The sequence below is a fragment of the Paraburkholderia sp. JHI2823 genome, assembly GCF_038900695.1.
In the GTDB taxonomy this organism is placed as follows: domain Bacteria; phylum Pseudomonadota; class Gammaproteobacteria; order Burkholderiales; family Burkholderiaceae; genus Paraburkholderia; species Paraburkholderia mimosarum.
This window is the reverse complement of sequence record NZ_JAYMRY010000075.1, coordinates 1-14,027: the sequence shown is the minus strand read 5'-3', so window position 1 is coordinate 14,027 and position 14,027 is coordinate 1. Positions and strand designations below refer to the sequence as shown.

The following is a 14,027-nucleotide window of genomic DNA, read 5'->3' as shown; positions in this document are numbered from 1 at the left end:
CCTCCGAGCTGGAAATCGCCGGGTGTGGCCCTGTCCACACCGTGCGGCTCTGGCAGTCATGCTAACCCGCGTTTGATTCCTCACGGCAGGCCAGCCCTCCACCTCACGTGAAGTCATACTGCCTAGGGACGGACGTGTACGGGCCGCCGAAGGCGCCAATCGGCTCGCCTCATCATGACAGCGTCGACTGCTCCGCCGCCGCCTTGGCGGCCACGTCGCTCGGCGCAGCGTCCGGCATCACCAGATCGCGCATGTAGGCGAGCATACCGGGTCGTAGCAGCAGCTCGTCATCCCGTACCGGTCCAACGAAAGATGCAGCCAGCATGCTGAACGCATCTATCGTTACGTTCGTCTGGATGGAGCAGACGTGCGTTCGGATGTTTCATTACACGTGACCAGCGTTATGGACAATTACCTATGACGTAGTATCCGGCTGACGTCTGCGCTAGAGTGTTCGAATAAAAGACGTTGTCCAGTCCCATGCTCTCGTTCGACCCGCTCGCATAGGCCGTGCCCCCGGAATCATGCGCACGGCCCGCCTGTACATGCGCATAGTTGGTGGCTGTGGTCTCTGTACACGCGAAGCTCGATTGCGTCGTCGCAGATACCGACGATGATTGGGCGCTCTCACCCGCATTCGGATCGATTTCGGTCACCGTATAGAAATAGGTCGTCCCTGCGATCAACCCTGAATCGGTATAGCTGGCAGATGTGGACGACCCCACCTTGCCTCCATTGCGATAGACGTTGTAACTGGCTGCGTTCGCTACGGCATTCCACGAAAGCGAAACTGTGGTCTGCGTCGTACCCGACACTATGAGGCCGGTCGGTGCGGAGCCTGACGGTGCCGGGCCGGATACCGCGCGAAGGTTATTCTTGACCCAATAGTCCATTAGGAAAGCTGGATAGTTGATGTGGGTAGCATCCACGTAGTTAGCGTTCTTGCCGCCAGATCCAGCCGGCCATGCATGCGACATGCCAGAAACCGAGATCTCGTGCGTCCGAAGCTTTCCGCTGCTGTCGGAATACGGGGTGTTCGTTCCGCCGCCCGGGATTGTCACTTTCGCGCCTTGGGTAAAGGTGCCCCCGTAGAGGATTCGGAAAGCCGCAGTGTCGAGCGGGCCATACGCCTGCGCGACCGTGTAATCCGATGTTCCCCAGACCGCGCCTGCGATCTGCGTCGAGAACATGCTGACGTTGGATCCCGCCCATGCCCTGCACTGGTTCGCAGCTGTCGTCGACGTATAGCCGCTTGGCACGTAACCAATCTGCGCCGTGGTCGTTCCCGGCGGCGGCCCGGCATTGATCCCGATTCCTGCGAAAATGTCTGGGGCGATGCAACCCAGCACCATCGTCATGCCACCGCCCGAGGACAGGCCCGCGACGTACACCTGATTGGGATCGATCGCGTACTGCGAATTCGATACAAAGCGGTTGACCAGATCCAGCAGCACACCGACATGCCCGGCACTACGGCTAGGGGACGTGTTCGCATAATCCCAGCAGTGATTGCTATAAACATTACCGGTTGCATTCGGAGCCAGAATAATCGCGCCGTATTGATCTGCAATGGCTTTCCAGTTGAAACCGGCCGTACTGCTGTTGTTGATCACGTCGCCGGATGCGGTCTGCAAACATCCGTGTAGCACCAGTATCAGCGCCCGCTGGCCCTTGGGAGTCGTTGGCTGGCTCGCCGGCCAGTAGTAATAGCCGGTCAGGTTGCCGCCGTTGACGGGATCAGCGGCCCAAGTCTGCTGCGCACTCCATGTTCCGGGGCCGGGTGTGACTGCGGCCAACGCAGAAGTCGTCAGCAGCGCGACGAAGAATCCAGCAATCCATCGGCATTGAGGTCGTGAAAGCAGTCGCATGGCGTCTCCTTTACTTGTAGGGATGCAGCTGATGAAACAAACGAGTGCACGTAGTGGGCTATCCCACATTGAGCGGCCGACCGGTTCGGCGGAGCAAGCGACACGTCGCCAACTGAGTTGAGAAACAAACGGACGAACCGCCGCGCTTCGCACCGCTGCGAAGCAGAAGCAGCATCCATGCCGAGACTGCATTGCGCGCAGTCATATGACCGACGGGCACGGCGCGTCCTTCAACGGTCAAAGACCGCTTCATCGCTCCTTTCTGCCATTCCGACCCAGAATCGACATTGAGGAATCCACACTTCATGCCCGGAATTTTGCCCGCGCAAGCGATAGGATGGGATTGGTAGGGGAAATCCCACTCCCGCGAGAATCCCCAACTTGAGACACTTCTCATCTTCGTCTCTAATCCGATACGGTTCGCAGCAAGCGGGACCGGGCGGCACTGTCATAGAGGGAGAAAATCCGAATGGCAACCGAGGTCGGCATCATCCCCAGCGACTACAGCTATGTGTGGGGACGCGCTATGCGTTCGCTCTTCGAAACTTTCTGCAATTCCAGCGAGGGCACTCTGATCGTCGACCGACAGGCCAGAGTCGTCTGGATCAATGAGAAATATGCTGCTCACTTCGGTTTTGCCGATCCCAAGACCGCGATCGGTCTAGATTGCGAGGCCGTTATCCCCAACAGCCTCATGCGAGAAGTCGTCGAAACCGGAAAACCAATTCTGCTGGATATACTTGAAACCGAGCATGAACCTTTCATCGTAACGAGATTGCCACTGAAGGATGACAACGGCACCACGATCGGCGCTATCGGCTTTGCTCTGTTTGGGAAATTGAAAGCACTCTCGCCGCTCTTCAGCCAGTATTCGCGCTTGCAAGCAGAGCTCGTCGCGACGCGAGATGCGCTAACACACACACGGCGGCCTCGGTACGGCCTGTCAAATTTCGTCGGGACGAGCCCTGCTAGCATGGAAGTCAAGCGCCTCGCGCGACGCGCGGCCCAAGTCGATTTTCCCGTGCTTCTACTTGGTGAAACCGGAACCGGCAAGGAATTGATCGCGCACTCGATCCATGGGGCATCTGCACGCACCGACAAGCCGTTCGTCGCCGTCAATATCGCAGCGATTCCCGATTCCCTGCTCGAAGTCGAACTTTTCGGCGCTGCGGCAGGCGCCTATACCGGCGCTGACCGCAAAGGCCGCGTGGGCAAGTTCGAACTCGCTAGCGACGGCACGCTTTTCCTGGATGAAATCGGTGACATGCCGCTTTCGCTGCAGAGCAAACTCCTACGCGTGCTGCAGGAGAAGGAATTCGAGCCCCTTGGCTCGAATCGCGTGGTCGCGAGCAATGCGAGAATCATTGCGGCGACCTCTGTCGCGCTCCCCGAGCTCGTCGCCGCACATCGCTTCCGCGCTGACCTCTACTATCGGCTCAACGTGCTCACCATTCGAACACCGCCGTTGAGGAAGCGTGCGCGCGATATTGCCGCACTTTCGGACATGATTCTCGATGACTTAGCGGCACACCACCATATCGGCCGCCCGGAACTCAGTGAAGATGCATTGCAACTGCTCCGTGAGCACGCGTGGCCGGGCAATGTGCGCGAATTAAGAAACACGCTCGAACGGGCCGTGTTGTTTTCCGATCGCCAGTGCATCGACGCCAACATGCTGGCTGCATTCGTCAACGACATCGATACGACGGTCTCTGAGCCAGAATTTTCCCGCAAACAGGGGGTGGCGTGTGACGTGGATATCAATGAAGCAAGTTACGACAACGCGATGCGGATGTTCGAGAAGCGGTTTCTCAGTGCGGCACTGCGATCCGAGGACGGATGCGTATCTAAGGCGGCCGCGCGGATCGGTATCGGACGCGCGACCTTCTATAAAAAAATGACCGCACTCGGGATCTGATATTGATCGGCGGACTAGCCGCTCCGCGCGCCTGCCGAGCCATCCCGGCGAAGCTCCTCAGCTTCAATTCATGGAAAGGATATAGGTTGCGACCGCCCCAACTCATTGTCTGCAGGCGTTGATTGTGATATCCGACATGATTGAGTACAAGTTCCAGAAACGGCATGATGGACTCCCGTCGGTAAGAAAAGCGATTGCCCTCCGATACAAGCGATTGCGGCCATTGATAGTAGCAACAGAGAGGTAGCCTCGCTCGTTCAGACAGGGTTTCGATATTTTTAAGGCAGTATGACTTTCCGTGAGGCGTGGGCTGGCCTGGCGTGGTGAATCAAACGCGGATTAGCATCGCTGCCAGAGCCACACGGTGTGGGGTTCTGCTGCAGTAAGGCCCACGTTAAAATTGGGTAGCGAATTTTTGAGCTGTGCGATGAAGAAGACGAAGACACCGCGAACCACACTCGCAACCGGGCCTGGCCAAGGTCCTGAAGCGCCTTCACTACCCGCTTGAAGTGATTTTGCTGTGCGTGCGATGGTACGTGGCCTATTCGCTGAGTTTGCGCAATCTTGCGGAAATGATGGACGAGCGTGGTATCGCGGTGGATCATTCGACGGTGTACCGCTGGGTCATCAAACTGCTGCCGCTCTTCGAAAGGAGCTTGCGCAAGCACAAGCGTCCGGTTGGGAAAAGCTGGCGAATGGACGAGAGCTATATCAAGATCAAAGGCGAGTGGAAATATCTTTACCGGGCAGTGGACAAGGCGGGCGACACGGTCGACTTCCTGCTCAGGGCCAGGCGGGACAAGGTCGCTGCCCGGCGGTTCTTTGAAAAGGCGATCGCCCATAATGGTACGCCAGAGACCGTGACCATCGACAAAAGCGGCTCCAATCTGGCCGCACTGGATGCGGTGAATGCCGATCGCGAGACACCGATCAAGGTCCGCCAGATCAAGTACCTGAACAACATTGTCGAACAGGACCATCGGGCTATCAAACGCCGGACCCGGCCGATGCAGGGATTCAAGAACTTCCGCCGTGCGAGGGTCATTCTCGGCGGCCTCGAGGTAATGCACATGATCAGGAAAGGACAGATGAAATGTGCGGGCAAAGCCCCGTCGTCTGCTTCCCGGCAGTTTTACTCCCTTGTGTCATACGCAATACTTAGCATATCGACATTTCTCGTCCCGACACCCTTACTGCAACAGAACCCGCATCCGAGCCTGCTGGCCGACATCCTCGTCGCGAAGTTCGCTGATCATCAACCGCTGTACCGACAGTCGGCCATTGCCGCACGCGACGGTGTGAAGCTCGACCCTGCCAGCATGGGGCGCTGGGTCGGCCAGTGCGAGGCCCTGTGCGAGCCGTTGACCGAAGCGCTGCGGATCTACACGATGGCATCGTTCAAGCTGCACGCGGATGACACGCCGATTCCGGTGCTTGCACCGGGCAACAGGAAGACCCGCACGGGGCGCCTGTAGGTCTACGTTCGCGTACGATACCCGATCGGGCTCGACGGAACCGGCTGCAGTCTGGTTTGCCTACTCGCCTGACCGCAAAGGCATTCATCCGCAGACTCATCTCGCCGGATTCAAGGGCATCCTGCAGGCCGACGCTTACGGCGGCTTCAACGAGCTATATGCGGGTGGCAAGATCCGCGAAGCCGCGTGCTGGGATCACGCGAGACGGTACATATACGACGTTCACGTCCGTACGCCGACCGATGCGACAAGGCTCGTACTCGAGCTGATCGGCGAACTCTATGGCATTGAAGCTGACATCCGCGGCAAGCCAGCCGTCGAACGGTTGCGCGTACGGCAGCAGAGAAGCCTCGCGGTGCTCGCGGCCATCAAGGCGTGGATGGCGGACAAAATCGCAGCGCTGTCGACGAAGTCTGAGCTGGCAAAGGCGATACGCTACTCGCTCAATCAATGGGACGCGCTCGTTCTGTACTGCGAAGACGGGCGCGTTGAGATCAGCAACGCCCTTGCCGAAAACGCCCTGCGCTAAATGAGCCTGGGAAGGAATAATGCACAGCGGCAAATTACGCGGAGCCGTTCGTTGCCGATCAATGCTGTGCGAGTCGCCGGGCCGGTACCCGAGAATTTCCGGTCCGGCGAACTACGCATAATTACAGCGACTCCAGGAACTGAAGAAGACGGTCTGGCGGCCGATATCGACGGTTCTTCACGTGCGGCGGTTGAATGTTGTGCAGCGCGCGCTCTTTCATGGTGAGATCGGCTTCCATGTATCCATGTGTGGTCGACGGACTTTCGTGCCCCAGCCACAGAGCGATGACGGACAGGTCAACGCCGGATTGAAGTAGATGCATGGCTGTCGCGTGCCTCACCAGGTGGGGAGATACGGATCGTTTGGCGAGATGCGGGCATTGGCCCTTTGCCCGCGTTACGGCAATTCTCAGCCTGTCAGCGACATTGGACCGAGTCATTGCGTTGCCCGACCGGTTCGGAAACAGTCGTTGACCCGGTTCATCCTGGATACGTGGTAACCATCGCTTGATTAGTGTGGCCGTTGAACGCCATAGTGGAACTGTGCGCTGCTTTCGTCCTTTGCCAAGAATACGGACAAAGGGTGCAGGGCCAAGGATGACATCGCCGACACGCAGAGCAAGTATCTCCGATACCCGTGCCCCGGTGTTATACATGGTGGCTAGGAGGACCCTGTCGCGTTGACCGAACCAGGTGTCAGGATCCGGCGCCGCGATTAGCTGCTGGATCTCATCGCGCGACAGGAATCCAACCATAGGTTTCTCACACCGCTTCATTGGCACCGCAAGCACACGCTGGATAACGTCCATCGATGCAATGTCACGATAGGCGGCATACTTCATGAACGACCGAACCGCTGCAAGTCGAACATTGCGTGTGCGCGCGCAGTTATGCCGATCAACCTCGAGATGTCGGAGAAACGCCAGCACCGTCGGCGCGTCCATGTCGGCCAGCGTCAGATCGGACGGGCACTTGCCGATTCGCTCGGAAGCAAATCTGAGAAACAGGCGAAACGTATCTCGATAGCTGGAGATCGTCTCCGGGCTGACGGCGCGCTGATCCATCAATCGTTCGACGAAGAAGTCCTGTATGAGCGTGGCGAAACACGGTGTCGGACGGACTTTACTCATGACCCACCCCTTCAGCAAAGGACGCGAATTTCTCGCTCACCGTTTCCATGAGATCGGGCACAGCGCTCAGATACCAATAGGTATCGCTCGGCTTCACGTGCCCCAGATAGGTTGACAGGGCAATCATCCGGTTGTCGACATTCACGCCTTCCTGATGCCATTTCAGAATCCGCCGACAAACGAACGTGTGACGCAGATCCTGAATTCGAGGCGATACGTGGTCGCCTCGAGCGACCCACCCTAGTCGATCACGGAGACGAGCGAACGTCCAGTGAACTGTTCTCGCATCCAACTTTCTGCCGGCAAGACTCACGAAGAATGAATCGCACGGCTCAGCGGCGATGACCAGTGTACGGCGGGCTCTGTATCGCTTCAGCGCGAGAGTCACTGTTGGGTGCAACACAATAACGCGCGACTTTTTGAACTTCGTCTCACGCACTATCAGCGTGCCCTGAGCAGGGTTCACGTCGTCCATGGACAGATTGATAGCTTCTGAGATACGGAGTCCAGTTGCCGCAATCAGGCCGAATAGCGTTTCGTAGGTGAGCGGTCTGATCGAACCGGTGGGCAACATCGCAGCTGACGCTGAGAGGAGTTCGACGACTTCTTTCTCCATCGCCGTTGTGGCACTCGCCAACAAGATAGCCAGGACGATCTGGGTATTGCTCGCACGCGGTCAGGAGTACACACCGCCCGCATGAACAAGGCGCCGATCGTTTGGCAGCAATAGCTTTAACTCTTCAATGGTTGCACGGCCGAATGTATATATGCAATCCAAACCTGCCCGCTATAGAACAGATCATTTGGCAAACGGGACGAGGCCATGTATACGACTGCAACCTATCCTGTCGACGTCGGATCACACGAAAACCTGGCTCAAACGGGACGACGATCCGTGGTTCGTGAGCGGCGTCGATTTCGACGCGGCGACCAAGCTGCTGGCGATCCAGATCGATTTCACTGCTGGAAGTTGCTTCGCGCATCCTGAAGTGGCCGGCGCGCATCCCGTGCACGACACCATCGTCAAGCGTTACCGGCACCTGAACTTTTTCCAGCACGACTGCTACCTCGAAGTACACACGCCGCGCGTGAAGCTGCCCGACGGGCCGCGTAGCGCTTGTCGAGCCCGATTGGGCCGGCAAGCTCAGCGGTTTCACGCTGCTGGTCGAGGCGATGGTGCTCACGCTCGCCCAGCAGATGCCCTTTGCTGCTGTAGCCCGCGCCGTCGGCGAATCGTGGCACCGGGTTGCATGCGATCTGCAAGCCATACGTCCAACTTGCGCTGGCCGCGATCGACCTGTCCGGCATGACCAGCGCCGCTGTGGACGAGACCGCCTACAGGCGGGGCCACAACTATCTGACGCTGGTGGCCGACGCCGAACAACGCAAGGTCGTGTTCGTCACCGAAGGCAAGGATGCCGCCACCATCGAACAGTTCGCCGCCCACCTGCGAGCGCACCGCGCGGAGCCCGAGCGTACGCTCATGCCAGGGTCTCTGACCACGCTGGGTCGCCCGGTCGCTCGCAATAGCGCAACTGGTCGTATTGCCTTCCATGATTACTAACATGTCTGCACCTAGGACGATACAAATATCGTGGCTCAATGAATTAGTAAGGACCTCTCCCTCTCAGCACCGGCACCGTTTGGGTGCCATCATTGCTCGTGCTACACAACCTTCCGGGCGGAGGCAGTCATGGAACAGATTATGCGTGTCGGTGTGGATCTGGCGAAGAACGTCATGCAAATTCATGCGGTTGACCGCTCGGAGCACGTTGTGATCCGCAAGGCCGTTCGCCGTGAGCAATTCCTGAGCTGGTTCGCCAATCTGCAGCCCTGCCTCGTCGCCATGGAAGCGTGTAGTGCTGCCCATTACTGGGCCCGAAAACTGCACGCGCTTGGACATCAGGTACGCCTTATTCCCCCACAATTTGTTGCACCTTATCGCAAAGGTGGCACCCGGACAAAGAACGATGCACAGGATGCCGAAGCTATCTGCGAAGCCGCCGGTCGCCCTAACATGCGTTTCGTTCCAGTAAAGTCACCAGCCCAGCAGAGCGTACTGGTGCTGCACCGGATGCGCACCGGATTCGTCGAGGAGCGTACCGCACTCGTGAACCGGTTGCGAGGGCTGCTGGGCGAGTTCGGCGTCTTCCTGCCCCAAGGCATCCACCGGTTGCGCAAACAACTCGTCGAACACATTGAGGACGGCAGCAACGAACTCAACGGTCCGGCCCGTCAAGCTCTTATGCACGGCTGGACCCAATGGCAGGCACTGGATGAAGAGATTACGTGGCTGGACCGGCAGATCGGCGACCACGCGAAGCACGATCCGCAGGCACAGCGCTGCATGGATGTATGTGGCGTGGGTCGGCTGACGGCATCAGCCACCGTCGCGACCGTGGTGGACGCACAGCAGTTCAGAAACGGCAGGCAGATGGCCGCTTGGCTCGGCATCGTGCCCAAGCAAAACAGCAGCGGCGGCAAGCAGCGGCTCGGCCGCATCACCAGGCAGGGGAATGACTATCTGCGCACGCTACTGTTCCAGGGCGCACGCTCCGCGGTCCTCACCGCGCCCCGACGCAACGACCGGCTCTCCCGCTGGATCGTTCAGTTGAAGGCGCGCGTGGGCTACTCCCGCACCCTCGTCGCCGTCGCTAACAAGCATGCCCGCATCCTGTGGGCGGTGCTCGCCAGGGGCGACCATTTCGATCCATCGCACGCGCCCGCCCGCCATGGTGGGGCGGCGGGCGCGTAAGGCTTGAACCCAAATGCACCCATATCCACACTGAATTGACTTCATGGTCGAGGACGTAACACGCAAGGATAGCGACAGGTCAGACCGGCAGCAGGCGAACTCGAAGGCCAGCAAGGCGATGCGCACCGCGCAAGTTCCGCTCAATGAATGGAGTCCTGCTGCGCGGTTACTATCCGGGCCCGGGCGCATCGACGTCAGCGCGCCCAGCAAGGCCGTTTATAGGCATGCAGTCTGTCTCGCCGCCGTTCCTGCCACGCAAGTTCCGATCTACGACAAAGGCGCTTACTCGATCACTGCTAAACCGATCTTGCTAACTTGGGGAGGTCCTTGCACGCACCCCTGCCGACGCTTCGCAGACGTCCTCGCGGGCGGCTACGCACGGCTCGGGGCCGACGTGAGTCGTTAGCTTTTCATCGTAACGGCGCAAGCTGTCAGAGAAAACTGCTATCGCGTGCCTCGATCAGGCGGATCAGCGAATCGTCCCTGTTGCCCTTCAGATCCTCGATGAGATTTTCGTAGATGCGCTGCTGGCGATCGAAGAACTCTTTCGGGCTGCGCAGCGTAGGATGCCGGTGAAGTGCGTCGAGGAACGTGGTCAGCACCGTCTGCAGGTAGTACTCGAGATTCGCACAGAGCATCGCCGCGTTCACCACGCGGCCCGCACTATGCACGATGTCGCACCGTGCTCGGTACACGCGCTGGATGTGCCATCCCAGCCGTCCTGCGTGGCCTGTCATCGTTGACTGCAGATTCTGCGGGTTCTCGACATACGCGAGGAGCCGCTTCACGTGCACAGACACAAACGGGCGGGACGCGCAGGCCGCAAGAACGGCATCCCTGGCAGCCTGACTTTTCAGCAGACCGTACAGCGACGCCAGCGGAAGGCTACCGAACGCGACCGGTGTGCCGGCCGCTGGATCAGGTATCTCGACCGCTAGATCGTTGAGCAGCGTCCGCAGATGCTTGGGCACGTAGGCGAGTGCGACCGTCGACTTGATCGCCTTCTCGACACCATCTCCGATCGCACCGCTGCTGCTGCCCTTGACCATGAACTCCAGTGCGGTCCACCAGTTCACCAGCTTGTTCTCGAAATTCGACGTCTCGGACCCTGTTCTGTATAGCCGGAACGTCGAAAAAACACGGCTGCGAGCCTCCTGGCGCAGGCCATCGCTGACCACGAGATTGGTAAGGCGCTCCATGAATTCACCGAGCTGCTCCGCGGTGAGCGACTGGAATGGCGCGCTAACCGTACCTGGGACCTTGAGGTACATCTGCTTGCCACTCGTCACTGCAACGAAACTTTCCGACAGCCGCGGATTTTTACGCTCGTATCCGTAGCGCACGACATCGAGCACCTGGCTGATCTGGTCGCCGGACGTTGCCGCCATCCTCGCCTCCTGCGCCTTGACCGTCAGCGTCGCGAACAGCTTGTTGCCGGCTGGCTTGAGGAATTTTTCCATCAGCTCCGATGGCGGTCGCGGCACCTCCGGCGGCCTGGTCGAGAAGCGGATCTCCCCGATAGATTTCGGAAACTGCGCGGGCTTGGAGACATCGCGAATGGTAAAGGTAATGTCGTATGCGTCGGACGGGGCGAGCAGTTTGCTCAACGCGGAGTCGAGCGCGGCGGCGAAATCGTACGGCTTCTTCTCGTCGATGCGGCGCGGAATGAGTATCGTCGTGTACAGCACATAGAGGGATTGGAAACTCCAGCCAAGATGTACCAGCACGCTGAGCATCGTGCTGGTCGCCACCTCGATATGCGCCCAGTCACGCCGCTCATCCGCGTCAATGGCGGCGTCCGGCGCCGCGAGCTTTGCCTTCAGCCAGTCGATGACTGTTCTGAGGTAGTGTTCGCGCAGCAAGTGCTGCAGCTCGCGCGCGAAGGCTTCGATGAGAGACTGGCTTTCCGCGAGGACAGATTTCGCCTTGCCCGGTTTGGCATTCTCGGCCTGCTTCTTGTCATGGCCCGGCGCCGCTGGCTTCGGTGCCGCGCCAGCCCTCTCCAGCAGAAGCCTGAGTTCGGCGCGCGCTGGATTGAACACAGGGCTGGACAGGATCAGGTCCTCGGCAAGGACAAGTTTCGCCTCACCGATCACGCGGACGCGATCGGCGTCGTTGGCGTGCCGCGCATCGAGGATTCGGAGCAACTCGTCTACCATGTTGAGCGGGTTCATGGCCCGCACGCGGAACGAGTCGATCGATGCCTCGTGGATCAGGTTGAACCAGCAGTCGGCGAACATGTGCTGTTTTCGCGAGAGCCTGTATTCCGCTGTGATGGCCTGATCGGTGCGCATCTCTTGTCAAGGGTCCGGAAAACGACTATTCTGCACAGTCGGGAGGGAATTGCCCCGGCGCCAGAAATAATAGGGGTTGGATTTATCGGTCTGGGTTTCCCGCGGTTCTTCCTCCCCGCCTACACGAACGGCCTGCATACTTGCAGGCCGTTTTTTTGGGGTTACGCAACCCTGATGGTTACAGGGTTGCGTCTAATGGGCGTCCGACCGGAATTAAGACCTGTATCGGTCCTGCGAAAGCGCGCCCAACCCAAACACATTGTCAAAACAGCTGCGCCGGCAACGCCGCCAGATTCGCCCACTTGACCGTGCTCCGGAAAGCCCGCCCATCATCGTCGAGTGATTCGATGATCACGCGCTGACCGCGCGCTTCGGCCAGCACCCGCACCACACGCTCTTCATAGCGCATCAGCACGCCGATTTCCGGGCAGACCGTCTTTCGTCGCCCGCGCCCTGTGCACGTCATGTCTTCACGCCGGGCTTGCGAACGGCGGTTTTCATTACGCCGGCGGCATGCCGCGCCGCGCGCCGCGAGGCACGTCGTGCGGTGCTGCCCGGACCGGACGGCTTCTTTCGGAGCCGTTCAAGTTCCTCCGCCTGGGCTGCGTGGCTCGCCCGCATCGCTTCGAAACGTCCTTCCAGCATACCCGCGTGATAGCACAAGTTGCCCTGCGCGCGCTCACCGTCGCGAGCCGCGCGTTGCTGCGCACCCTCCAGTTCGCGCTGCAGACGCGCATTCGCCGTGCGTTCACGCTCAATCTCGAGCAGCGCGCGCTTCTCCGCGGCCTGCAAGCGCGTCTCGGCCAGCTCCGTGCTGGTCCGCTGCCGGTTGAGTTCGGCGGCAAAATCGGTGCGCGCCTGCGCCAGGGCGGCGTCCCGCTCGCGCAACGCCTGCTGCGCACGCGCCAGCTCGCCTTCAGGCGCTTCGCGCGTTGCCGCGGCCGCAGCCTGCGCCTGTTCGAGTTCCTGGATCCGCACCTGTGCAGTGAGCAGCGTGGTCGGGTTGTGTCGCGTTAAGGACGATGCGACGATCAGGCGCCTAAGGTGAAGAGGATTGCTTACATCGCGAGAGAATAGAATTGTTCGGCTGCAGTCGAGGCGACGCCATCGTCACACATCTGCCCCTTGCGGATCATGTGTGCGATCTCAATGCCAGACAGGATGATGCGCACACAGCGGAAATCCTTGAACCCCATCATCGGTTTGATGATGCGTTTGATGGCACGGTGATCCTGCTCGACGACGTTGTTTAGGTATTTGTTTGCCGGACCTTGATCAGCGTTAAACGCTCGGCATTGAGCGCTGCAAGCGCAGCCAGATTGGCACCGCTCCTGTCCACGGTGATTGTCTCGGGCTCGCCGTTCTGTTCAATCGCCTTCTCGAAGTAGCGGCGCGCCGCGGCCTTGTCCCGATGGCGCGCAGCAGGAAATCCACCGTGTTGCCCGCCTTGTCCACGGCACGCTACAAGTATTTCCAATGGCCTTTGACCTTGACATAGCTCTCATCGACGCGCCAGCTTTTGCCGACAGGCCGTTTGCGTTTGCGGAATGCTTTTTCAAACACTGGCAGCAGCTTGATAACCCACCGGTGCACGCTCGAATGGTCCACCTCGATACTCCGCTCGGCCATCATTTCTTCGAGGTTTCGTAGGCTCAGTGAGTACGCCACGTACCACCGGACGCACAGCAGGATCACGTCCAGCGGGTAGTGCAGCCGCTTCAGTACCTTGCCAATGCCAGCGGGCAGCGTCTTGCAGGGCGTCTTCGTCTTTGTCATCATGCTTGTCACGCGTTGTCGTCGGCGGATTTTACTTGACCGCCCATTAGCCGGCCGAAGTCAAGGTGCAAATCTATCCATCGCAGGATTTCAATGACGATGGTTATTTCAATCGCCATTGAAATCCTGCGAAATTCGTTTCGCTATCGTGTCACAGCTGCCTGCAGGGTCGGTATCGCATCCGTTTTCTCGAGCTGGTTGCGAACCGGATCGCACCAGACACCCATCGGGTTCAAGCATACCGTGATGGAACTCACGACTGCCCTGGCGGTTGTTGCCGCCC

At 59.3% G+C, this 14,027-nt stretch carries 9 protein-coding genes and 4 pseudogenes; 7 read left to right on the top strand and 6 right to left on the bottom strand.

Annotated features, from left to right (window positions below; translation table 11 throughout):
* Positions 1–401 precede the first annotated feature (401 nt).
* On the bottom strand, positions 402–1,868 hold the full coding sequence (locus VSR34_RS36430; RefSeq protein ID WP_342964991.1) for a PHB depolymerase family esterase: 1,467 nt from the start codon (positions 1,866–1,868) through the stop codon (positions 402–404).
* Positions 1,869–2,337: 469 nt separating this feature from the next.
* On the opposite strand from VSR34_RS36430, the gene VSR34_RS36425 reads away from it, so the two are divergent.
* The 3 genes and pseudogenes from VSR34_RS36425 to VSR34_RS36415 form a co-directional block, all read left to right on the top strand.
* Positions 2,338–3,786, top strand: coding sequence for a sigma 54-interacting transcriptional regulator (locus VSR34_RS36425; RefSeq protein ID WP_342964990.1), 1,449 nt, complete (start codon positions 2,338–2,340; stop codon positions 3,784–3,786).
* A gap of 427 nt (positions 3,787–4,213) precedes the next feature.
* Positions 4,214–4,931 (top strand): annotated as a pseudogene (locus VSR34_RS36420) (IS6 family transposase); the annotation flags it as partial.
* Positions 4,932–4,997: 66 nt separating this feature from the next.
* Positions 4,998–5,787, top strand: a pseudogene (locus tag VSR34_RS36415) (IS66 family transposase); the annotation flags it as partial.
* 124 nt (positions 5,788–5,911) lie between these two features.
* Here the strand turns inward: VSR34_RS36415 and VSR34_RS36410 are convergent.
* Positions 5,912–6,919, bottom strand: coding sequence for a site-specific integrase (locus tag VSR34_RS36410; RefSeq protein WP_342964989.1), 1,008 nt, complete (start codon positions 6,917–6,919; stop codon positions 5,912–5,914).
* Positions 6,912–7,535 (bottom strand): tyrosine-type recombinase/integrase, encoded by a 624-nt coding sequence (locus tag VSR34_RS36405; RefSeq protein WP_342964988.1) that lies wholly within the window; start codon positions 7,533–7,535, stop codon positions 6,912–6,914. Before VSR34_RS36405 ends, VSR34_RS36410 begins: the two co-directional genes overlap by 8 nt.
* Positions 7,536–7,764: 229 nt before the next feature.
* On the opposite strand from VSR34_RS36405, the pseudogene VSR34_RS36400 reads away from it, so the two are divergent.
* Both VSR34_RS36400 and VSR34_RS36395 read left to right on the top strand, forming a co-directional pair.
* Positions 7,765–8,396 (top strand): annotated as a pseudogene (locus VSR34_RS36400) (helix-turn-helix domain-containing protein); the annotation flags it as partial.
* Between the two features lie 216 nt (positions 8,397–8,612).
* Entirely contained in the window at positions 8,613–9,674 is a 1,062-nt protein-coding gene (locus tag VSR34_RS36395) for an IS110 family transposase (protein ID WP_342964987.1), read from the top strand.
* A gap of 431 nt (positions 9,675–10,105) precedes the next feature.
* Here the strand turns inward: VSR34_RS36395 and VSR34_RS36390 are convergent, their stop codons facing one another.
* Together VSR34_RS36390 and VSR34_RS36385 are read right to left on the bottom strand one after the other, a co-directional pair.
* On the bottom strand, positions 10,106–11,968 hold the full coding sequence (locus VSR34_RS36390) for a hypothetical protein (protein ID WP_342964986.1): 1,863 nt from the start codon (positions 11,966–11,968) through the stop codon (positions 10,106–10,108).
* Between the two features lie 262 nt (positions 11,969–12,230).
* Positions 12,231–12,383 carry a hypothetical protein gene (locus VSR34_RS36385; protein WP_342964992.1) on the bottom strand — a complete coding sequence of 51 codons (153 nt, stop codon included), beginning with the start codon at positions 12,381–12,383 and terminating at the stop codon, positions 12,231–12,233.
* A gap of 98 nt (positions 12,384–12,481) precedes the next feature.
* Between VSR34_RS36385 and VSR34_RS36380 the strand changes: the two genes are divergently transcribed.
* Positions 12,482–12,985, top strand: coding sequence for a hypothetical protein (locus tag VSR34_RS36380; RefSeq protein ID WP_342964985.1), 504 nt, complete (start codon positions 12,482–12,484; stop codon positions 12,983–12,985).
* A 41-nt stretch (positions 12,986–13,026) separates the two neighbouring features.
* Here VSR34_RS36380 and VSR34_RS36375 read toward each other — a convergent pair.
* A pseudogene (locus VSR34_RS36375) lies at positions 13,027–13,747 on the bottom strand (IS6 family transposase).
* Positions 13,748–13,837: 90 nt separating this feature from the next.
* Between VSR34_RS36375 and VSR34_RS36370 the strand changes: the two are divergent.
* On the top strand, positions 13,838–14,027 hold a 190-nt coding region (locus VSR34_RS36370), incomplete at its 3' end, for a hypothetical protein (protein ID WP_342964984.1).

What these genes read in the sequence shown, in the direction of transcription:
- VSR34_RS36430 (WP_342964991.1), bottom strand. Translation starts at nt 1,868, where the DNA reads ATGCGACTGCTTTCACGACCTCAATGCCGATGGATTGCTGGATTCTTC.
- VSR34_RS36405 (WP_342964988.1), bottom strand. Translation starts at nt 7,535, where the DNA reads ATGGAGAAAGAAGTCGTCGAACTCCTCTCAGCGTCAGCTGCGATGTTG.
- VSR34_RS36380 (WP_342964985.1), top strand. Translation starts at nt 12,482, where the DNA reads ATGCCGCGCCGCGCGCCGCGAGGCACGTCGTGCGGTGCTGCCCGGACC.
- VSR34_RS36410 (WP_342964989.1), bottom strand. Translation starts at nt 6,919, where the DNA reads ATGAGTAAAGTCCGTCCGACACCGTGTTTCGCCACGCTCATACAGGAC.
- VSR34_RS36425 (WP_342964990.1), top strand. Translation starts at nt 2,338, where the DNA reads ATGGCAACCGAGGTCGGCATCATCCCCAGCGACTACAGCTATGTGTGG.
- VSR34_RS36395 (WP_342964987.1), top strand. Translation starts at nt 8,613, where the DNA reads ATGGAACAGATTATGCGTGTCGGTGTGGATCTGGCGAAGAACGTCATG.
- VSR34_RS36390 (WP_342964986.1), bottom strand. Translation starts at nt 11,968, where the DNA reads ATGCGCACCGATCAGGCCATCACAGCGGAATACAGGCTCTCGCGAAAA.